Origin of the sequence: Variovorax sp. RKNM96 (genome assembly GCF_017161115.1) — a bacterium.
GTDB lineage: Bacteria > Pseudomonadota > Gammaproteobacteria > Burkholderiales > Burkholderiaceae_C > Variovorax.
Map to the genome: position 1 here is coordinate 314,627 of NZ_CP046508.1, position 18,744 is coordinate 333,370.

18 protein-coding genes are annotated in these 18,744 nt (G+C 68.4%); 11 read left to right on the top strand and 7 right to left on the bottom strand.

Features of this window, described 5'->3' with window-relative positions:
- The 7 genes from GNX71_RS01465 to GNX71_RS01495 all read right to left on the bottom strand — a co-directional run bounded on the left by GNX71_RS01465 (nucleotide 1) and on the right by GNX71_RS01495 (nucleotide 8,061).
- Nucleotides 1–1,050: a hypothetical protein gene (locus tag GNX71_RS01465; protein ID WP_206176682.1), complete on the bottom strand. Its 1,050-nt coding sequence runs from the start codon at nucleotides 1,048–1,050 to the stop codon at nucleotides 1–3.
- 3 nt (nucleotides 1,051–1,053) lie between these two features.
- Complete coding sequence (locus tag GNX71_RS01470; RefSeq protein ID WP_206176683.1) at nucleotides 1,054–2,304, bottom strand: O-antigen ligase family protein; 1,251 nt, start codon at nucleotides 2,302–2,304, stop codon at nucleotides 1,054–1,056.
- 69 nt (nucleotides 2,305–2,373) lie between these two features.
- Nucleotides 2,374–3,573, bottom strand: coding sequence for an ATP-binding protein (locus GNX71_RS01475; protein ID WP_206176684.1), 1,200 nt, complete (start codon nucleotides 3,571–3,573; stop codon nucleotides 2,374–2,376).
- 15 nt (nucleotides 3,574–3,588) lie between these two features.
- Nucleotides 3,589–4,311: a response regulator transcription factor gene (locus tag GNX71_RS01480; RefSeq protein WP_206176685.1), complete on the bottom strand. Its 723-nt coding sequence runs from the start codon at nucleotides 4,309–4,311 to the stop codon at nucleotides 3,589–3,591.
- Between the two features lie 190 nt (nucleotides 4,312–4,501).
- Nucleotides 4,502–5,347: a beta-ketoacyl synthase chain length factor gene (locus tag GNX71_RS01485; protein ID WP_206176686.1), complete on the bottom strand. Its 846-nt coding sequence runs from the start codon at nucleotides 5,345–5,347 to the stop codon at nucleotides 4,502–4,504.
- Nucleotides 5,344–6,549, bottom strand: coding sequence for a beta-ketoacyl-[acyl-carrier-protein] synthase family protein (locus GNX71_RS01490; RefSeq protein WP_206176687.1), 1,206 nt, complete (start codon nucleotides 6,547–6,549; stop codon nucleotides 5,344–5,346). The genes GNX71_RS01485 and GNX71_RS01490 overlap by 4 nt, the downstream gene beginning before the upstream one ends.
- 144 nt (nucleotides 6,550–6,693) lie before the next feature.
- Nucleotides 6,694–8,061 (bottom strand): AmpG family muropeptide MFS transporter, encoded by a 1,368-nt coding sequence (locus GNX71_RS01495; RefSeq protein ID WP_241027128.1) that lies wholly within the window; start codon nucleotides 8,059–8,061, stop codon nucleotides 6,694–6,696.
- A 77-nt stretch (nucleotides 8,062–8,138) separates the two neighbouring features.
- Here GNX71_RS01495 and GNX71_RS01500 point away from each other — a divergent pair, with 77 nt between their 5' ends.
- The 11 genes from GNX71_RS01500 (at nucleotide 8,139) to GNX71_RS01550 (ending at nucleotide 18,737) form a co-directional block, all read left to right on the top strand.
- Complete coding sequence (locus GNX71_RS01500) at nucleotides 8,139–8,993, top strand: M48 family metallopeptidase (protein ID WP_206176688.1); 855 nt, start codon at nucleotides 8,139–8,141, stop codon at nucleotides 8,991–8,993.
- Nucleotides 8,994–9,094: 101 nt separating this feature from the next.
- On the top strand, nucleotides 9,095–10,813 hold the full coding sequence (gene atzF, locus GNX71_RS01505) for an allophanate hydrolase (protein WP_206176689.1): 1,719 nt from the start codon (nucleotides 9,095–9,097) through the stop codon (nucleotides 10,811–10,813).
- Between the two features lie 29 nt (nucleotides 10,814–10,842).
- Entirely contained in the window at nucleotides 10,843–11,847 is a 1,005-nt protein-coding gene (locus GNX71_RS01510; RefSeq protein WP_206176690.1) for an ABC transporter substrate-binding protein, read from the top strand.
- Between the two features lie 2 nt (nucleotides 11,848–11,849).
- On the top strand, nucleotides 11,850–12,677 hold the full coding sequence (locus tag GNX71_RS01515; RefSeq protein WP_206176691.1) for an ABC transporter permease: 828 nt from the start codon (nucleotides 11,850–11,852) through the stop codon (nucleotides 12,675–12,677).
- Nucleotides 12,674–13,507: an ABC transporter ATP-binding protein gene (locus GNX71_RS01520; protein ID WP_206176692.1), complete on the top strand. Its 834-nt coding sequence runs from the start codon at nucleotides 12,674–12,676 to the stop codon at nucleotides 13,505–13,507. The genes GNX71_RS01515 and GNX71_RS01520 overlap by 4 nt, the downstream gene beginning before the upstream one ends.
- Nucleotides 13,504–13,884 carry an oxalurate catabolism protein HpxZ gene (gene hpxZ, locus GNX71_RS01525; RefSeq protein ID WP_206176693.1) on the top strand — a complete coding sequence of 127 codons (381 nt, stop codon included), beginning with the start codon at nucleotides 13,504–13,506 and terminating at the stop codon, nucleotides 13,882–13,884. The genes GNX71_RS01520 and hpxZ overlap by 4 nt, the downstream gene beginning before the upstream one ends.
- 49 nt (nucleotides 13,885–13,933) lie before the next feature.
- Nucleotides 13,934–15,052 carry a BMP family ABC transporter substrate-binding protein gene (locus tag GNX71_RS01530; RefSeq protein WP_206176694.1) on the top strand — a complete coding sequence of 373 codons (1,119 nt, stop codon included), beginning with the start codon at nucleotides 13,934–13,936 and terminating at the stop codon, nucleotides 15,050–15,052.
- Between the two features lie 10 nt (nucleotides 15,053–15,062).
- Nucleotides 15,063–16,124 carry an ABC transporter permease gene (locus GNX71_RS01535; RefSeq protein WP_206176695.1) on the top strand — a complete coding sequence of 354 codons (1,062 nt, stop codon included), beginning with the start codon at nucleotides 15,063–15,065 and terminating at the stop codon, nucleotides 16,122–16,124.
- Nucleotides 16,121–17,044, top strand: coding sequence for an ABC transporter permease (locus GNX71_RS01540; protein ID WP_042580400.1), 924 nt, complete (start codon nucleotides 16,121–16,123; stop codon nucleotides 17,042–17,044). The genes GNX71_RS01535 and GNX71_RS01540 overlap by 4 nt, the downstream gene beginning before the upstream one ends.
- A 5-nt stretch (nucleotides 17,045–17,049) precedes the next feature.
- Nucleotides 17,050–18,042: a formamidase gene (locus GNX71_RS01545; RefSeq protein ID WP_206176696.1), complete on the top strand. Its 993-nt coding sequence runs from the start codon at nucleotides 17,050–17,052 to the stop codon at nucleotides 18,040–18,042.
- Nucleotides 18,039–18,737, top strand: coding sequence for an isochorismatase family cysteine hydrolase (locus GNX71_RS01550; protein WP_206176697.1), 699 nt, complete (start codon nucleotides 18,039–18,041; stop codon nucleotides 18,735–18,737). Before GNX71_RS01545 ends, GNX71_RS01550 begins: the two co-directional genes overlap by 4 nt.
- Nucleotides 18,738–18,744: the final 7 nt, after the last annotated feature.

Sequence of the window (18,744 nt, forward strand, 5' to 3'; positions counted from 1 at the left end):
TCAGGGCGCCAGGACCAGCGGCAACCTCTTCTGGCCGCTGATCCATTCACCGCGCAAGCCGGCGCCGTCAGGCGTGAGGCGCAGGCGGGTGTCGCTGGATTCCTCGAGCAGCAGCGCGCCGTCCTGGTACTTGCCGAACACCGAGATCGCCTGGCGATAGCGGTCGTAGAAATACGTGGCGGCGGCGGAGCCGTCGCTGCGCAGCGGCTCCAGCCGCAGGGTGACCGGCAGGCGTGCATCGATGGTGCCGTGCAACACCTGGTCGAACGGCGATGCCGGTGCAGGCGCCGCTCCTTCGCCCAGCAGCAGTGCGCGGCCATACGCCGTGAGCCACGGCCCGAGCTGCGCGGGCGTGAAGCGGGTGCTGAAGACATCGAGGTCGTCCAGCGCGCGCATCGCGTGGTTGCTGCAGCGGCCCTGCGTAAACAGCACACCCTTCGCATCGATCTCCATGCGGCCCATGGTCTCGATCTTCTGGTAGTCCGGGTCCTGGCGCGATGTCAGGCACTCGGTGTAGAGCTCGATCTTGTCCTCGCGCTCCTCGTCCTTGCTGCGCGCCTTGCTCCCGAGCGCAGCGATCTCCTTGCGCAGCCTGGCGGCGTTGTTCGCATGGACCTTGCGCGCGATGTCGGCAAGGCCCTCGGCGGTGAACAGGTCGCCCGGCGAGAGATGGCGCCCCGTCGCCGCGTCGAACGCATGCCCGACGGAGAACTCCTCGCAGTAGGCGCCGCAGCCTTCCCCTTCGAGGCGCAGCGACAGCACGCGGCCGTCGTTGCGCAGCACCGCGTAGCCGAGGTTCGGCATGCGCTTCCAGTTCTGCGCATCGACACCGCGCAAGCCTTCCGCAGCGCGCGCCGGCGCCATGGCCTCGAAGGTGTCGATGAAAAGAAACTGGTTGATGCGATCGGCGACCTTGGCATCGTCGGTGCGCACCCAGGGGAAACGCTGCGCTTCCGGGCCCGTGCCGTGGACGAGGCCCTGTACGACGGCCGGGGCAGCCTGCGCGCCGAAGGCGCAGGCCAGAAGCAGGGTGGCGAGGATGCGTCGCATGGTTTATGCCGTCGGGTTCGTGTTGAGGTTCGGCCGTTGCCACGGCCACAGGTCGCGCCACGGCGCCGGATCCCGGGTTTCCTGCGCAAGACGCAGGTACGCCATCGCGATCCACAGCAGCGCCAGGCCGATCTGCGCATCGCGCATGGCCGAGTTCACGCTCGACGCGATCAGCGCGATCAGCGTCGCGGCCAAGGCATAGCGGCCCGCGATGTCGGGGCGTTTCCACGCCTGCCACACGGCGGCCAGCATGATGACCAGCAGGCTCAGCAGCGCGGGCAGACCGCCCTGCGCGCCGACCCAGAGGAAGTCGTTGTGCGGCATGTTCGAGTCCGCGAACAGGGCCGGGCCGCGCTTGTGCCATTGCTCGGTCCAGCCGCCGATGCCCCAGCCGGTGAGCGGCCGGTCGGCGATCATGCGGCCCGTGTCGCGGTACATGTAGTAGCGGATGATCCAGCTTCCGTGGAAGACCGCGCCGGTCTGCGCCTCTTCGATCTCCTGCACGCCGGTCTCGACCTTCTGCTGCAGCTGCGGCAGCTGGTAGAGCCCGGCCCCGAGCACCGCGATCCCCAGCACCAGCGCGCTCACCAGCATCTTCAGGTGGTTGCGCCACTGGTGGATGCACACCACCGGAACCACCAGCAGCAGCGCGAGCACCGAGGTGCGCGAGGTCAGCGGCAGCGCGACCACGAAGCCCAGCCCGAGCATCAGCACGAAGGCCGGAATGGCGCGCAGCGGCTTGTGCGCGGCGATCTGCGCAATGCCCCACACGGCGGCGGTAGAGGCCACCACGCTGAACAGCAGCGCGTTGCTGATCGACTTGTTGCCCACCTCCATGACCACCGCGCGCAGCGGCGACCAGACCGGAAAGCCGATGGCGTAGTGAAGCACGATCAGCAGGATGTTCAGCGCCGCGATCAGCAGGAAGCCGCGCAGTGCCCAGATCGCCTCCTCGCGCGTGAGCGCCATCGCCATGAGGATCGTGAGGCCGATGCGCAGGCCGTGGAACAGGTTGGAGCCGGTCTCGGGGTAGTGCGGCCCGAAGGCCAGCACGAGGAGGGTCCAGGCCAGGTAGGCGATCACCGGCCACCACAGCGGGTTGGCGCGCAGGCGCGCGAAGCGTTCGCTGTAGCCGCCGGCCAGCAGCATCGTGGCGAGCAACAGCAGCGCGGAAAGGTAGGTGACGCCGACCGGCATGAACACCACCAGCCCCCAGAACATGGCCGCGGGCCGAACGATGTGCGATCTCTGCATAGGGGCGGGATTTTAGGTTGGGGCCAATGCTCCCAACCTGACTTTGCGCGGAGCGACGCCGCCGCGCGCTCAGTGGGCGTGTGCTGCGACCGGCAGGCGGATCACGAAGCTCGCGCCGCCCTCTGGCGCGTCTTCGCAGCGCACCGTGCCGCCGTGCCGCTCGGCGATCGACTTCACCAGCGCCAGCCCGAGGCCCACGCCGCCGTTGCGTTCGCTCGCGCCGGGCAGCCGGTAGAAGGGCTCGAAGATGCGTTCGCGCAGCGCAGGCGGCACGCCGGGGCCACGGTCGTTCACGCGCACGGTGGCAAAGCCGCTGGCGCTGCCCAGTTCCACGCTGATCTCGCCGGCGCCGTAGCGACGGGCGTTTTCCAGCAGGTTGCGGATCGCGCGGCGCAGGAGGCGCGACACGCCGGGCACGGTGAGCGTCGCGTTGTCTGTGCCCTCGGCCAGGTCGAGCTCGGCATTCACCTGCGCGCATTCCTCGGCGGCCAGGCCGGTCAGGTCGACGGCCTCGATCGTGCCCATGTCGGCCTCGCTGGCGTCCAGCCGGCTGGCCAGCAGGATTTCGTCGATCAGCTGGTCGAGTTCGCCGATGTTGCGCGAGATTTCCTCGCGCGCTTTCTGGCTCGGGTGCTCGCCCATCAGCTCCAGCCCCATGCGGATGCGGGTGAGCGGCGAGCGCAGCTCGTGCGATGCGTTGGCCAGCAGCGACTTGTGCGAGCGCACCAGCTGCTCGATGCGTTCGGCCGACGCGTTGAATCGTTTGGAGAGATCAGCCACTTCGTCCTGCCCTTCTTCGGTCACGCGCACGGAGAGATCGCCCTCGCCCCATCGCTGCACGCCGCGCTGCAGCGATTCCAGCCGCTGCGTGATGCGCCGCACGATGGGGTAGACGCCCAGTGCCACCGCCACGCCCACCAGCGCGATCATCCAGCCGAGCCCGAAGGGCGTGCGCCACGGCGCGAAGCCGCCGCTGCCGCTTGGCCTCTCGCGCGGCGCCACGCGCAGCGTGATGGCCTTGCCGTCGCTCAGCGTGACGTCGAATTCCAGTCCCTGGCCCGGCACGCGCAGTGCGGTGCCCGAGCCGATCGTGCGGTCCTGCGCATCGAGCACGACCACGTTGCGCGGCACGGGCGCCAGGCGCTCGCGCTCGGCCTCGGCGGCCTCGCGCACGATCCAGTTGGCCATCAGCGTGAGGATGACCACGCCGCCGACCACTGCGAGCCAGATGCGGACGTAGAGGTGGCGCGAATACAGCTTGTGGAGCATCCCTCGGCGCACCCGTCAATCCTGTTGCTTGGCGAAAACGTAGCCAACGCCGCGCACGGTGAGGATGCGCTTGGGGTTCTTGGCGTCGACTTCTATCGCGGCGCGGATGCGGCCCATGTGCACGTCGATCGAGCGGTCGAAGGCTTCGAGCTCGCGGCCGCGCACGGCCTCCATGATCTGGTCGCGCGTGAGCACGCGGCCCGCGCGCTCGGCCATCGCGACCAGGAGGTCGAACTGGTAGGAGGTGAGGTCGGCCAGCGCGCCGGCCACCGACACGGTGCGCGCGTTGCGGTCGATCTCCAGCGTGCCGAAGCGCATCATGGTGGAGGCTTCGCTCTCGGTGGCGTTCTCGCTGCGCCGGCGCAGCACCGCGCGGATGCGCGCCAGCAGCTCGCGGGGCTCGAAGGGCTTGGGCAGGTAGTCGTCGGCGCCGATTTCGAGGCCGATGATGCGGTCCATCGGGTCGCCCTTGGCCGTCAGCATCAGCACCGACACCTTGGAGATGGGACCGGGCAGGGCGCGGATGCGGCGGCAGACCTCGAGCCCGTCGGTGTCGGGCAGCATCAGGTCGAGGATCACGAGGTCGGGGGCGTGCTGCTGCAGCTGCTCGAGGCCGCTGGCGCCGTCACCGGCGTGGTTGAAGGCGAAGCCCGACTGCGTCAGGTACTCGCCCACCATCTGCGCCAGGCGGGCGTCGTCTTCGATCATCAGGAGTTGGGGGGTGCTCATGCGCTTCATGGTCGTCCACAGGGAGCAAGCGGGCTTGAACGCTCCGTAAAGTTGGGTAAACCTCGGGCGTGCGTGTCAACCGGAGGTGCTGCGAAAAACATAGCGCCAAGCCCAGGGGCCGCGGGTGGTGCTCCTGGATTTTCTTCGAGTATGGCCCGTTGCGGTTGCCGCTGTGGGGCGGCCTTCCGCGGGCGGCGCGTCAGCCCCGGGAGAGCGGCCGCAGTTGCAGCCGCAGCGACAGCGTGGCCGAGAGCTGCAGCGTAACCGGCGGGCCCGCCCCGTCGTCCAGGTGCGCCAGCGATTCGAACAGGCCGAGCGCCTGGGCCATCGGGTTGATCTCGGCCAGCGACTGTGCGGCCTGCGAGTGCGGCGGCGTGTCGGCAGGGGCCGGGTCGCCGTCGTTGCTGGCCACCGACCAGTCCAGCGAGGCCACGCTGCGCTCGCTGCGTTCCGGCGCGATCACCATCGCCACCGCCAGCAGCCCGCGGCTGTCGGTCACCGAGGTCAACGCGCCGACCGTGGGCGTGTCGTAGCCCACCATCAGCACGGGGCTGTGGTCGGCCGCGCACTGCACGGCCGCTTCGAGCAGGCCGGTCGCAAAGCTGTGCTCGAAGGCCGAGACCGAATTGCTCGCCGCCATGCAGCCGGTGCCGATGGTCCAGTAGCCCACGGCGGCGTTGTGCACCGAGTTGTGAAAGCGCGTGGGCGACAGCACCGTCGGGTCGGTCGCGAGCGTGCTGCACATGTAGTCGTTGATCGAGAGATCGCCGTGCGCCGAGACGAACACGCAGGGCACGTCGGCCGCGTTGCGGCCCGAGGCCGCCATCGCGGCAGCGGCCACTTCGAGCGCCAGCGCCACGGTGTCGGGCGCGCGGCGGCGCTCGGCCGGCGCCAGCACCTGCGGCGACGGGCGCTTGGCCGGCGGATCGGCCAGCGCGCCCTCGCCGCGGAAGGCCGCGCGCGCGGCGTCCCAGCCGGGGAGCGTCGGCGTCCAGAAGGCGGGGCCTTCGATGTAGAGAGTGGGAGGCGTCACGGTCTTGCTCATGCCGCCGCCTTGCCGAACACAAGCGAGCAGTTGTTGCCGCCGAAGCCGAAAGAATTGGAGAGCGCATAGCGCACCTCCCCGTGCGCGGGCGCGAGCCTGATCTGCGGACCGAAGCCCTCGTCGATCGTGCGGGTGCCCACCGTGCCCGGCTTCAGGCCGCGCTCGATCGCCAGCAGGCTGATCACCGCCTCGACGATGCCCGCCGCGCCCAGCGTGTGGCCCATGAAGCCCTTGGTCGAGCTCGCATGCGTCGTGGCAGGGAAGCGGCGCGCCACCAGCGCGCCCTCGACCTCGTCGTTCTTCTGGCTCGCGGTGCCGTGCATGTTGATGTAGTCGATGGCCTCGGGAGCGAGGCCGGCGCGTGCCAGCGCCTCGTCGAGCGCGCGCTCGGCGCCCAGGCCCTCGGGGTGCGGGGTCGACATGTGGTGCGCGTCGCTCGCCTCGCCGTAGCCCAGGAGGTGCAGCGGCGACGCAGCCGCGCCGGCCTGCACGCGCTCGACCAGCGCGAAGCCCGCGGCCTCGCCCAGGCTGATGCCGTTGCGGCCGGCGTCGAACGGCCGGCAGGGCTCCTTGGACACCAGCTCCAGCGAGTTGAAGCCGAACAGGACGCTGCCGCAGAGCGTGTCCGCGCCGCCCACCACCGCCGCATCGGCCAGGCCCAGGCGGATCAACCGCTCGGCCGAGGCGAACACCTTGGCGCTCGACGAGCAGGCGGTCGAGATCGTCTCGCTCGGGCCTTCGAGGCCCAGCACCTGCTGCACGAACATCGCGAGCGAATGGGGCGTGTGCACTTCGGCGCGGCGCTGGTTCGGCTGGAACATGCCGCTTTCGTCGAGCTGGGTGTAGGCCAGTTCGGTCTCGCCGATGCTGGCGGTCGAGGTTCCGAGGATCAGCGCGACGCGCGAGGCGCCGTACTTCTCACGCGCGGCTGCCACCGCTTCGAGAAAGCCGTCGGCCTGCAGGCCCAGCCAGGCGAGGCGGTTGTTGCGGCAGTCCCACGAGGCCAGCGCCTCGGGAAGGCGAATGTCTTCGAGCCCGTCGACGCGGCCGATCCACGTGGGCAGCGGCGCCTCGCCGAAATCGTTGGCGCGCAGGCCGCTGCGGGAGTTTTCGAGCGCTTCGGCCAGCGGCGCCTTGCCGACGCCGACGGCCGAGGTGGCCGTGTAGGCACTGATCTGTAGGGGGGAAATACGGGAGAGCACGATGAATCTTGGGGCGCGGGGCAGGCGGAAGGGCGTCGTTGGACAAAAGCGTAATTTTCACGCAATGAATGTCACGCAGCCTACCAGCAGTGCGCGCTGCCCAGCGTCGGCTGTTTCCCATGGATGCAGCCTAGGGCCAGGGCCCTATTGACGGTCGGCGGCGCTTGTGGTGACCGTCAGCCGCGAGGCCAGCGCGACCAGCAGCAGCACGGGCACCCCCAGCAGCGCGGTGGCGGTGAAGAACTGGCTGTAGCCGTAGGCGTCGACGAAGACGCCCGAGTAGCCGGCAATGAACTTCGGCAGCAGCAGCATCAGCGAACTGAAGAGGGCGTACTGCGTGGCCGAGTAGCTGATGTTGGTGAGGCTCGACAGGTAGGCGATGAAGGCGGCCGAGGCGATGCCGCCGGCCAGGTTGTCGGCCGAGACCACCGCGATGAGTGCCGTGAGGTCGTGCCCGCGCGTGGCCAGCCAGGCGAACAGCAGGTTGCTCGCGGCGCTGAGCACCGCGCCCAGCATCAGCACGCGCATGACGCCCAGGCGCATGGACAGCACGCCGCCCACGAAGGCGCCGGCCAGCGTCATGACCACCCCGTAGATCTTGCTGACCGTGGCTACCTCGTCCTTGGTGAAGCCCATGTCCACATAGAACGGGTTGGCCATGATGCCCATCACCACGTCGCTGATGCGGTAGATGGCGATCAGCGCGAGGATCAGCGCGGCCTGCCACTTGTAGCGGCGGATGAAGTCGGCAAAGGGGTCGATCAGCACGTTCTGCAGCCACTCGGCCGCGTTCTTCGCCTTCGGCAGCACGAGCCGCACCGGCTCGGGCGACAGCAGCACCGTGAGCACGCCGACGCTCATCGACGCGGCCATCACGAGGTAGGCGGTTTTCCAGGCGCCGTTCTGGTAGGCCGCAGCACCGGTTGCGGCGACGGCGGGCGTCACCTCGGCCCAGGCCGCGACCCACAGCACGCCGGCGCCGGCCCAGATCATCGCGAGCCGGTAGCCCGTCTGGTAGGCAGCGGCGAGCGCGGCTTGCTTGCGCGTCTCGGCCGATTCGATGCGGAAGGCGTCCAGCGCGATGTCCTGCGTGGCCGAGCCGAAGGCCACGAGCAGCGCGCACCAGACCAGCGGTGTGAGCCCGTTGCGCGGATCGTTCAGCGCCATGCCGATCAGCCCCGCGATCACCAGGCACTGCGCCAGCAGCAGCCAGCCGCGCCGCCGCCCGAGCAGCGTGGTCAGCGGCGGCAGCGGCATCCGGTCGACGAGCGGCGCCCAGACCCACTTGAAGCCATAGGCCAGTCCCACCCAGCTCAGGTAGCCGATGGTGGTGCGGTCCACGCCCGCTTCGCGCAGGCGAAAACTCAGGGTGCCCAGCACCAGCAGCAGCGGCAGCCCGGCCGAGAAGCCCAGTGCCAGCATGCGCAGCGTGGCCGGCTCGAGGTAGACCTTCAGCGTGTCGCGCCAGGACGGTTTGGGGGCGGTGGGGGTTTCGAGCGGCGTGGCGGACATGAACCCCGGATTGTCCATGAGCCGCGACGGGGATCGGCCCACCCGTTTGTCTTCATTTGTTCCTATGATCCGACCCCATGTGCACACGCTGCGACCGCCCCCTTTCCGCCACTTCCCCTGCTTCGCCGTGGCAGTTGCGCAGGGCCTTCCTGTTGATCGCGGCCGGTGTGGCGATGAGCCGCCCGGCGCTTTCGCAGGTCAATGTCGGCAATGCCTCGGTGGCGCGCAACCTGGTGCCGGCGGACAAGATCGAGGCGGCCGGCGTCCAGCAGTACGGCCAGCTGCTCGCGCAGGCCCGCGCCAAGAATGCACTCGCCGGCGACAACAACGCGCAACTGCAGCGGCTGCGCGCCATCGCGCAGCGGCTCATTCCCTTCGCCACACCCTGGAACACCCGTGCGCGCGAATGGAAGTGGGAGGTCAACCTGATCGGCAGCAAGCAGATCAACGCCTTCTGCATGCCCGGCGGCAAGATCGCCTTCTTCACCGGCATCCTCGAGCAGCTCAAGCTGAGCGACGACGAGGTCGCGATGGTGATGGGCCACGAGATGGCCCACGCACTGCGCGAACACGCCCGCGCCCGCATGGCCAAGAGCGCCGGCACCGGCGCGGCGTTGTCCATCGGCGCGCAGCTGCTCGGCCTCGGCCAGGTGGGCGACCTTGCGGCGCGCGCCGGCACGCAGCTCATCACGCTCAAGTTCAGCCGCAGCGACGAGACGGAGGCCGACCTCGTGGGGCTCGAACTCGCAGCGCGCGCGGGCTACGACCCGAAGGCCTCGGTGTCGCTGTGGAACAAGATGGCGACCGCCTCGAAGAACCAGGGCGGGTTGAGTTTCCTGTCGACGCACCCGAGCGGCACCGACCGCATCGCGAAGCTCGAAGCGAACATTCCCAAGGTCGAAAGCCTTTACCGGAACGCCAAGCGGGGCTGACCCGCCCCTCTGACTGATATGCACTGACCGGCCGCGCCCCGCGCGCGCGGCCGGCTGGCACATTGCTTGCATCTCGACTTGTACACAAGTTTGGATGCCTGATGATGGTGCATGAACCCAATCCGCTGACCACCGCTGCCTGGATCGCGAAATTCGCGGCGCCCGTGGCCGGTGCCGAGACCGCCGACACCCCCGGCGTGACCCTGCCGCTCGCCGGCCTGCGCTTCGCGGTCAAGGACAACATCGACGTGGCCGGCGTGCCCACCACCGCCGCCTGCCCGGCCTTCGACCGCCGGCCCACGGTCCACGCAGCCGTGGTGCAGCGCCTGCTCGAAGCCGGTGCATCGCTGGCCGGCAAGACCAACCTCGATCAGTTTGCCTGCGGCCTGAACGGCACGCGCTCGCCGTATGGCGAAGTGCCCAACGCGTTCGATGCGCGCTACGTCTCCGGCGGCTCCAGCTCCGGTTCCGCCTACGTGGTGGCAGCGGGCGAGGTCGACTTCGCCCTCGGCACCGACACCGCCGGCTCGGGCCGCGTGCCTGCCGGGCTCAACAACATCGTCGGCCTGAAACCATCGCGCGGGCTGCTCAGCACCTTCGGCGTGGTGCCCGCGGCGCAGAGTGCGGACTGCGTTTCGATCTTCGCGCGCACCGTGGCGCTGGCCGTCGATGTGATGCTCGCCGCCGCCGGCCACGACCCGCGCGACCCGTACTCGCGCGACATCGCGATGCGCCGCAGGCCGCTGCCCGCGCAGTTCAACTTCGGCGTGCCCGACACGCTGAGCTTCTTCGGCGATACCGCAGCCGAAGAAGCCTTCCGCGATGCGCAGGCCAAGCTGGTAGCACTGGGCGGCACGGCCGTCACCATTCCCTATGCGCCGCTCGCCGAAGCCGCGGCACTGCTCTATGAAAGCGCACTCGTTGCCGAGCGCTACGCAGCGGTGCGCGAATTCTTCGACGCGCACGCCGACAAGGTGATCGAGCCTGTGCGCAGCATCCTCGCGAGCGGAAAAGGCTACGTGGCCGCCGACGTGTTCGAAGCCCAGACGCGCCTGCGCGCCATCGCGCAACAGGTCGAACCGATGTGGCGCGACATCGACGTGCTGCTGGTGCCCACCGCGCCCACGCACTACACACGCGAAGAGATGCGCTCCGACCCGGTCGTGCTCAACCGCAACCTCGGCGCGTACACCAACTTCGTCAATCTGCTCGACTACGCAGCGCTCTCGGTGCCGAGCAGCCTGCGTGCGGACGGCCTGCCGTTCGGCATCACGCTGATCGGCCCGAGCGGGAGCGACCTCGCATTGGCCGACCTCGGCCAGCGCTATCACCACGCGACCGGCCTCACGCAAGGCGCGACCGGCCAGCCGCTGCCCGCACCGCGCCCCGTGCCCGGTCTCGCGGCACCGGCGCCGCAGACGCTGCCCATCGCCGTGGTCGGCGCCCATCTCTCGGGCATGCCGCTCAACGGCCAACTCACCGAGCGCGGCGCCACGCTGCTGCGCACCACGACCACATCGCCCGCTTACCGCCTCTTCGCGCTCCCCGGCACCACGCCGCCCAAGCCCGGACTTCAACGCAGCGCACAGGGCGGAGCCGCCATCGCGCTGGAGATATGGGCCATGCCGATCGCGCAGGTCGGCAGCTTTCTTGCATTGATCCCGCCCCCGCTGGGCCTCGGCAGCGTCGAGCTGGCCGACGGCAGCCGGGTCAACGGCTTCATCTGCGAAGGCCACGCGCTGGCCGATGCAGAGGACGTGACCCGCCACGGCGGCTGGCGTGCCTACATCGCAAGCCGCGTCAACGCCGTCTCCAACTAATCAACCAATCAACTGATTCAGGAGTCCCGATGAGCACCCTCGAGAAATCTTCCGCATCGCGCCGGCAGCTGCTGCAGGCCGGGATCGGTGCAGCGGGCCTGGCCATGCTGGCCGCGCCGGCCATCGTGCGTGCACAGGCCGCGCCCAAGCTGCGCATCGGCTTCTGGCCCGTGGCCGCGGGCCTGCCGTTCTTCGCGGCGGTGGATCGCGGCTACTTCAAGGAAGCGGGCCTCGACGTCGAGCCGCTCAAGTTCGCCGGCGCGCAGCAGGTGATGGAAGGCATGCTCGCGGGCCGCTGCGACGGCAGCGCCAACGGCACCGGCTCGGCCAACCTCGCCATCGGTGAGATCGCACAGCCGGGCCTCTTCAAGATCTTCTGCACCAACCCGAGCAACGCGAAGTTCGTGCTCGACGAATTCATCGTCGCCAAGGACAGCCCGGTCAAGACCATGGCCGAGCTGGCCGGCAAGAAGGTCGCCTCCGGCCCCGGCATCCAGAACGTCACGCTCTGCAGGACCATGCTGGAGCGCGCAGGCGCCAAGGGCGCGGTGGTGAGCGAGCTGCCCATCGGCCAGCACGTGGCCGCGCTGGTCGCGGGTCAGGTCGATGCCTGCTACACGCTCGAGCCCACCGGCACCGTCGGCCGCATGAACGGCACCACGCGGGTGATCGAGGCCGGCGTGGTGGCGAAGTACATCCTGGGCGACCCGATGGCGCCGTGGCATGGCGGTGCCGCCAGCCTCACGACCGAGTTCATCAAGAAGAACCCGGAGGTCGCGAAGAAGTACATCGCGGCGTATGCACGCGGCGTGGAACTGGTGCGCACCAAGCCCGACGATGCTCGCCAGCACATGAAGGGCTACACCGCCATCGAAGGCAAGCTCACGGCCGAAGTGCCGCTCGCGTCGTACATGCTCTACAACGAGTTCAAGCCGAGCGACGTCGCGTACTTCCAGAAGTTCTACGACCTGTTCACCGAGAAAGGCATCTTCGAGAAGAAGGTGCTGGTGGACGCACTTCTCTACAAGGCCTGACCATGGCGGACGCAAGCACGACCACGGCCGCGCCGTGGACACCGCCGGCCAGCCTCAACGCCGTCGCGCCCAAGCCGCCGCTGCGCGACCGCCTGCTGCCCTTCATCGGTCCCGTGGTGTTGTTCATCGCATGGGACCTGGTCGTGCGCCTGGGCTTCATCAAGCCCATCCTGCTGCCCACGCCGGCCGACACCATCGCCGCGCTGATCACGGGCCTGGCGGGCGGCCCGCTGCTCACCGACTTCGCGATGACGGTGTGGCGCACGCTGCAGGCCTTTCTCATCGCGGCGGTGGTCGGCGTGCCGCTGGGTGTGCTGCTCGGGAGCAACGAGAAGGCATACCGCAGCGTCGAGTTCCTGATCGACTTCTTTCGCTCGACGCCGTCGTCCGCGCTGATCCCGCTGTTCCTGCTGATTTTCGGCGTGAGCGACGTCAACAAGATCGCCATCGCGGCGTTCGGCGCGCTGCTGATCGTGGTGTTCAACAGCGCCTACGGCGTCATCAATGCGCGCAAGCAACGCGTGATGGCGGCGAAGGTCATGGGCGCTTCGCGCTGGCAGGTCTTCAAGGACGTGTTGATCTGGGAGAGCCTGCAGCCCAGCTTCGTCGGCCTGCGCTCGGCGGTGTCGATGGCGTTGGTGATCGTCATCGTGGCCGAGATGTTCATCGGCTCCGACACGGGCCTCGGCCATCGCATCATCGATGCGCAGCAGGTGCTCAACGTGAAGAGCATGTACGCAGCGATCCTGGCGGCCGGCGCTCTCGGGTATGCGCTGAACATTCTTTTCCTTGTCGCCGAGCGCCGCATCGTGCACTGGAGCGGACGATGAAAGTCACGCAAGACATCGTCATCAACGGCCCGGTGTATGCCGACGTGCCCAAGCCGGTCTTCAAGCCCGGCCCCGCCGGCACGCACATCACCATCCGCGGTCTCACCAAGTACTTCGCGGGCTGGCCGCTGTACGAGAACTTCGACCTCGACATTCCCAAGCACCGCATCGTCTCGGTGTTCGGGCCCAACGGCTGCGGCAAGTCCACGCTCATCAACATGATCGCGGGGCTCGTTCCCATCGATGCGGGCGAGATCCTGTTCGACGGCAAGCAGCGCAAGGACACCAAGATCGGCTACGTGTTCCAGAACTACCGCGAGGCGATGTTCCCGTGGATGCGCACCATCGACAACATCGCCTATCCGCTGAAGCTCGAAGGGCGCAGCAAGGCCGAGGTCGACCGGCGCATGGAAGAACTCGTGGCGTCCTTCGACGTGAAGTTCGACCTCAAGCGCTTTCCGTACGAACTCTCGGGCGGCCAGCAGCAGACCGCATCGATCATGCGCGCGCTCGCGCCCAACCCCGAAGTGTTGTTCCTCGACGAGCCCTTCTCCGCGCTCGACTTCGAGATGACGCTCTTCATCCGCGAGAAGCTGCAGGAGGTGTTCATGCAGACCGGCACCACGATGCTGCTGGTGTCGCACGACCTCGAGGAGGCCGTGTACCTCGCCGACGAGGTGCTGTTGCTGACCAAGCGGCCGACCAAGGTGGCCGAGATCCTCCGCTACGGCGATGCGCGCCCGCGGACCATCGAGACGCTGAGCACCGAGAGCTTCGTCGCGATGAAGAAACTGAGCCTCGACATCTTCCAGCGCGAGGTGCGCCGATGACGCTGGAGATCAATATCCCCGAGGTTCACGCCGAAGTCGCCGCCGTGTTCGCGCGCTACGAAGAAGCGCTGGTGACCAACCAGCGCGCCGTGCTCGACGAGCTGTTCTGGAACAGCCCGCACACGCTGCGCTACGGCTTCTCCGAGAACCACTACGGCCACGCCGACATCCGCGCCTTCCGCGCCTCGCTGCCGGTGCAGAGCCCGCCGCGCGAACTGCTGCGCACCGTCATCACCACCTACGGCCGCGACTTCGCGACGGCGAACGTCGAGTTCCGTCGCGAAGGCAGCAGCCAGGTCGGGCGCCAGAGCCAGACCTGGATTCGCACCGCCGAGGGCTGGCGCGTCGTCGCCGCCCACGTGAGCATGCCGGCCTGATCGCACGGCACATTTTTTGCACCTCCCTCAACTCCTCCGAAAGAACGCCATGACCAGCCCATTCAATCGTCGCGATTCCCTCAAATCCCTGGCCGCGCTCGGCGCCGCCGGCACCCTCGGAGGCTGGAGTGCCCTGGCCAGCGCACAAGCCAAGCCGCTCACGGTCGGCGTGATCTACGTCGGCGCGCGCGACGACTACGGCTACAACCAGGCGCACGCCATGGCGGCCGCCGAAATCAAGAAGCTGCCCGGCATCAAGGTGGTCGAGGAAGAGAACGTGCCCGAGACCGCCGCCGTGCAGAAGACCATGGCCGGCATGATTTCGCAGGATGGCGCGAAGCTGCTGTTCCCCACCTCCTTCGGCTATTTCGATCCGCACATTCTTGCCGTCGCGCCCAAGTACCCCGACGTGCGCTTCTCGCACTGCGGCGGCCTCTGGACCGAAGGCAAGCACCCCAAGAACGCGGGCAGCTTCTTCGGTTACATCGACGAGTGCCAGTACCTCAACGGCGTGATCGCGGCGCACATGACCAAGAGCAACAAGATCGCCTTCGTCGCCGCCAAGCCGATCCCGCAGGTGCTGCGCAACATCAATGCCTTCACGCTCGGTGCGCGCTCGGTCAAGCCGAACATCACCTGCAGCGTGATCTTCACCGGCGACTGGTCGATGGCCGTGAAGGAGGCCGAGGCCACCAACAGCCTGGCCGACCAGGGCTGCGACGTGTTCACGATGCACGTCGATGGTCCGAAGGTGGTGGTCGAGACCGCCGCCAAGCGCGGCAAGATGGTCTGCGGCTACCACGCGAGCCAGGCCAAGCTCGCACCGAACGCGTACCTCACCGGTGCCGAGTGGAACTGGCTCACCGCCTACAAGACCGCGATCGAAGCCGCGCAAACCGGCAAGCCGCACCCCAACTTCCTGCGCGGCGGCCTGAAGGAGGGCTACGTGAAGATGTCCGCCTACGGCCCCATGGTGCCGGACGCCGCGAAGAAGCAGGCCGACGACATCAAGGCCAGGATGATCGCGGGCACCTTCGACATCTTCAAGGACGGCATCAAGGACAACAAGGGCGCGGTCGTGGTGCCGGCCGGCAAGGTCCTGAAGCAGACGGACCTCGAACTCGAAAAGATGAACTACCTCGTAGAAGGCGTCATCGGCTCGGCCTGAGTTCCACACCATGCGTCACGCGCTCAAGGAATTCGCCCTGCCGGTGTTCGCCATCGCGGTGGCGCTGCTGCTGTTCGGCGTGCTGGTGGCCTTTGCCGGCGTCGATCCGGTGGAGGTCTGGGCGACGCTTTTCAAGGGCGCGTTCGGCGACTGGTTCTCGTGGCAGAACACCTTGCAGCGCGCGGCGCCCCTGATGCTCACTGCGTTGTGCGTGGCGCTGCCGGCGCGCGCGGGGCTGATCGTCATCGGCGGCGAAGGCGCGCTGGTGCTGGGCGGGCTGGCCTGCGCGGCGCTCGCGCATGCGGTGCCGCTGCCCGGCAATGTCGTGGGCACGGCGATCGTCTGCATCGCGGGCGCACTCGCCGGCGCGCTGTGGATCGTGCTCGCGGGGTGGCTGCGCCAGTACCGCGGCATCAACGAAACCATCAGCAGCCTGCTCTTGGCCTATATCGCGATCGGCATCTTCAAGCACCTGGTCGAAGGGCCGCTGCGCGATCCGGCGAGTCTCAACAAGCCATCGACCTATGCACTGAACGACGGGCTGCTGATCGGCGGCATCGGCGGATCGGACGTGCATTGGGGCCTGGCGATCGGTGTCGTGGCATGCCTCGGGCTCGGCTGGTGGCTGCGCGCGACCGCCTCGGGCTTCTCGGTGCGCGTGGTCGGCGGCAATCCGCGCACCGCGCAGCTCGTGGGCCTGCCGGCCGCGCGCCTCATCCTCGGCAGCTGCGCACTGGGCGGCGCATGCGCGGGGCTCGCGGGCGCGGTCGAGGTGGCGGCGGTGCACACCAACGCCAACGCCTCGCTGATCGCGGGGTATGGCTACGCGGGCATCCTCGTGTCGTTCATCGCGCGGCACAACCCGGTGGCCATCGTGCCGGTGGCAATCCTGTTCGGCGGTTTCGGCGCGGCGGGCAGCTTGTTGCAACGGCGGCTCGGATTGCCCGATGCCTCGGTGCTGGTGCTGCAGGGCATCGCGTTCGTGCTGATCCTCGCGAGCGAGGGGCTGCGCATGGTCGACTGGAAGGCGCTGCGCGCGCGCCTGTTCCGCGCTTCGGGGAGCCCCGCATGACCGCCGACCAATGGATCGCCCTCGTGGCCGGCATCGTCGGCGGTGCGCTGCGCGTGGGCGCTCCGTTCCTGTTCGTGAGCCTGGGGGAATGCCTCACCGAGAAATCGGGGCGCATCAACCTCGGGCTCGAAGGTGTGCTGGTGCTGTCGGCGATGGCGGCCTTCGGCGGCGCCTACCTCACCGATTCGGCGTGGCTCGGCGTGCTGATCGGCGCGCTGGCCGGGGCCGTGCTCGCGCTGCTGCACGGCCTCCTGTGCTCGCTCGATCGCGTCAACGACGTAGCGACCGGCATCGCACTGATGCTGCTCGGCACGGGGCTCGCGTTCTATCTGGGCAAGCCGCTGATCCAGCCGCAAGCGCCGCAGATCCCCGCGATACCGCTCGGCTTCTGGAGTGACAACACGGTGGTGCGCTCGGCGCTCCAACTCAATGCGCTCGTGCCCATCGGCGTGGCGCTGGCAGTGCTGCTCTGGTGGGGCTTCGCGCGCACCCGTGCCGGCCTCCTGGTGCGCATGGCCGGCGATTCAGCGCAGGCCACGCGCGCGCTCGGCTACTCGGTCTCGGGCCTGCGCATTGCTGCGACCACGGCCGGCGGTTTCATCGCCGGGCTCGGCGGCGCGTCGCTCACGCTGTTCTATCCGGGCAGCTGGAATGAAGGCATCTCCAGCGGCCAGGGCCTCATCGCCGTCGCGCTCGTGATCTTCGCGCGCTGGAGCCCGCTGCGCTGCGTGGGCGCGGCCTTTCTCTTCGGCGGTGCAGGCGCCATCGGCCCGGCGCTGCAGTCCATCGGCATCGGCTGGGGCTACCACCTCTTCAACACCGTGCCCTATGTGCTCACGCTGGTGATCCTGGTGCTCACCTGCAAGCCGGGGAGCGCCGCCATCGGCAGCCCCGGCGAACTTTCATCGACAAGGAACTGAACACCATGAGCGGTCTGGGCGGCCTCAACAAATCTGCGCACGGCGTCGTCGTCGGCCTGGTGCAACTGCAGTTGCCGAACGTGAAGACGCCGGCCGACCTGGCCGCGCAGGCGCAGCGCATCTGCGAGATGGTGGGCAAGGCGCGCCGCAACCAGTCGACGATGGACCTCGTGGTGTTCCCGGAGTACGCCCTGCACGGCCTCTCGATGGACACGAACCCGGAGATCATGTGCACGCTCGACGGCCCCGAGGTCGCGGCCTTCAAGCGCGCCTGTGTCGAGCACCGCATCTGGGGCTGCTTCTCGATCATGGAAGCCAACCCTGGCGGCAACCCGTACAACAGCGGGCTGATCATCGACGACCAGGGCGAGATCAAGCTCTACTACCGCAAGCTCCATCCGTGGGTGCCGGTCGAGCCGTGGGAGCCCGGCAACCTCGGCATTCCGGTGTGCGACGGTCCCAACGGCAGCAAGCTCTCGCTCATCATCTGCCACGACGGCATGTTCCCCGAGATGGCGCGCGAGGCCGCGTACAAGGGCGCGGACATCATCCTGCGCACGGCCGGCTACACCGCACCGATCCGCCACGCGTGGAAGATCACCAACCAGTCGAACGCCTTCTGCAACCTCGCCTACACCGCGAGCGTGTGCCTGTGCGGCAGCGACGGCAGCTTCGACTCGATGGGCGAGGGCATGTTCTGCAACTTCGACGGCACGGTGCTGGTCGAGGGCGGCGGGCGCGTCGACGAGATCATCACCGCCGAACTGCGGCCCGACCTCGTGCGCGAGGCACGCGCCGGCTGGGGCGTGGAGAACAATATCTACCAGCTCTACCACCGCGGCTACGTTGCGGTGAAGGGCGGCGCGCAGGACTGCCCCTACACCTACATGCACGACATGGCCGCCGGCACCTACAAGTTGCCGTGGAGTGCCGACGTGAAGGTGACCGACGGCACGAGCTGCGGCTTCGCACCGCCGGAACGCAACTACCGAGGATGAGCACCGCCATGACAACCATCGCTTCCGAGCCCTACGCCTGGCCCTACAACGGCAACCTGCGCCCCGAGAACACCGCGCTGATCGTGATCGACATGCAGACCGATTTCTGCGGCAAGGGCGGCTATGTCGATGTGATGGGCTACGACCTTTCGCTGGTGCAGGCGCCGATCCAGCCGATCGCGCGAACGCTCGCCGCGTTGAGGCCGCTGGGCTTTCACATCATTCACACGCGCGAAGGCCATCGGCCCGACCTTGCGGACCTGCCCGCCAACAAGCGCTGGCGCTCGCGGCAGATAGGCGCCAACGGCGTGGGCATCGGCGACGACGGCCCGTGCGGCCGCATCCTCGTGCGCGGCGAGCCGGGCTGGGACATCATTCCCGAGCTCGCACCGCTGCCCGGCGAGGTGGTGATCGACAAGCCCGGCAAGGGCTCGTTCTATGCGACCGACCTGGAACTGATCCTGCGCACGCGCGGCATCGAGAACCTGATCCTCGCGGGCATCACCACCGACGTGTGCGTGCACACCACGATGCGCGACGCGAACGACCGCGGCTTCGAGTGCCTGCTGCTGTCGGACTGCACGGCCGCCACCGACCACGGCAACCATCTCGCTGCGCTGAAGATGATCACGATGCAGGGTGGCGTGTTCGGCGCGCACACCACCTCGCAGCAGCTGCTGGCCGCGCTGGGTTGATGAACCC

What these genes read in the sequence shown, in the direction of transcription:
- GNX71_RS01465 (WP_206176682.1), bottom strand. Translation starts at nt 1,050, where the DNA reads ATGCGACGCATCCTCGCCACCCTGCTTCTGGCCTGCGCCTTCGGCGCG.
- GNX71_RS01470 (WP_206176683.1), bottom strand. Translation starts at nt 2,304, where the DNA reads ATGCAGAGATCGCACATCGTTCGGCCCGCGGCCATGTTCTGGGGGCTG.
- GNX71_RS01475 (WP_206176684.1), bottom strand. Translation starts at nt 3,573, where the DNA reads ATGCTCCACAAGCTGTATTCGCGCCACCTCTACGTCCGCATCTGGCTC.
- GNX71_RS01480 (WP_206176685.1), bottom strand. Translation starts at nt 4,311, where the DNA reads ATGAAGCGCATGAGCACCCCCCAACTCCTGATGATCGAAGACGACGCC.
- GNX71_RS01485 (WP_206176686.1), bottom strand. Translation starts at nt 5,347, where the DNA reads ATGAGCAAGACCGTGACGCCTCCCACTCTCTACATCGAAGGCCCCGCC.
- GNX71_RS01495 (WP_241027128.1), bottom strand. Translation starts at nt 8,061, where the DNA reads ATGTCCGCCACGCCGCTCGAAACCCCCACCGCCCCCAAACCGTCCTGG.
- GNX71_RS01500 (WP_206176688.1), top strand. Translation starts at nt 8,139, where the DNA reads ATGTGCACACGCTGCGACCGCCCCCTTTCCGCCACTTCCCCTGCTTCG.
- atzF (WP_206176689.1), top strand. Translation starts at nt 9,095, where the DNA reads ATGATGGTGCATGAACCCAATCCGCTGACCACCGCTGCCTGGATCGCG.
- GNX71_RS01510 (WP_206176690.1), top strand. Translation starts at nt 10,843, where the DNA reads ATGAGCACCCTCGAGAAATCTTCCGCATCGCGCCGGCAGCTGCTGCAG.
- GNX71_RS01515 (WP_206176691.1), top strand. Translation starts at nt 11,850, where the DNA reads ATGGCGGACGCAAGCACGACCACGGCCGCGCCGTGGACACCGCCGGCC.
- GNX71_RS01520 (WP_206176692.1), top strand. Translation starts at nt 12,674, where the DNA reads ATGAAAGTCACGCAAGACATCGTCATCAACGGCCCGGTGTATGCCGAC.
- hpxZ (WP_206176693.1), top strand. Translation starts at nt 13,504, where the DNA reads ATGACGCTGGAGATCAATATCCCCGAGGTTCACGCCGAAGTCGCCGCC.
- GNX71_RS01530 (WP_206176694.1), top strand. Translation starts at nt 13,934, where the DNA reads ATGACCAGCCCATTCAATCGTCGCGATTCCCTCAAATCCCTGGCCGCG.
- GNX71_RS01535 (WP_206176695.1), top strand. Translation starts at nt 15,063, where the DNA reads ATGCGTCACGCGCTCAAGGAATTCGCCCTGCCGGTGTTCGCCATCGCG.
- GNX71_RS01540 (WP_042580400.1), top strand. Translation starts at nt 16,121, where the DNA reads ATGACCGCCGACCAATGGATCGCCCTCGTGGCCGGCATCGTCGGCGGT.
- GNX71_RS01545 (WP_206176696.1), top strand. Translation starts at nt 17,050, where the DNA reads ATGAGCGGTCTGGGCGGCCTCAACAAATCTGCGCACGGCGTCGTCGTC.
- GNX71_RS01550 (WP_206176697.1), top strand. Translation starts at nt 18,039, where the DNA reads ATGAGCACCGCCATGACAACCATCGCTTCCGAGCCCTACGCCTGGCCC.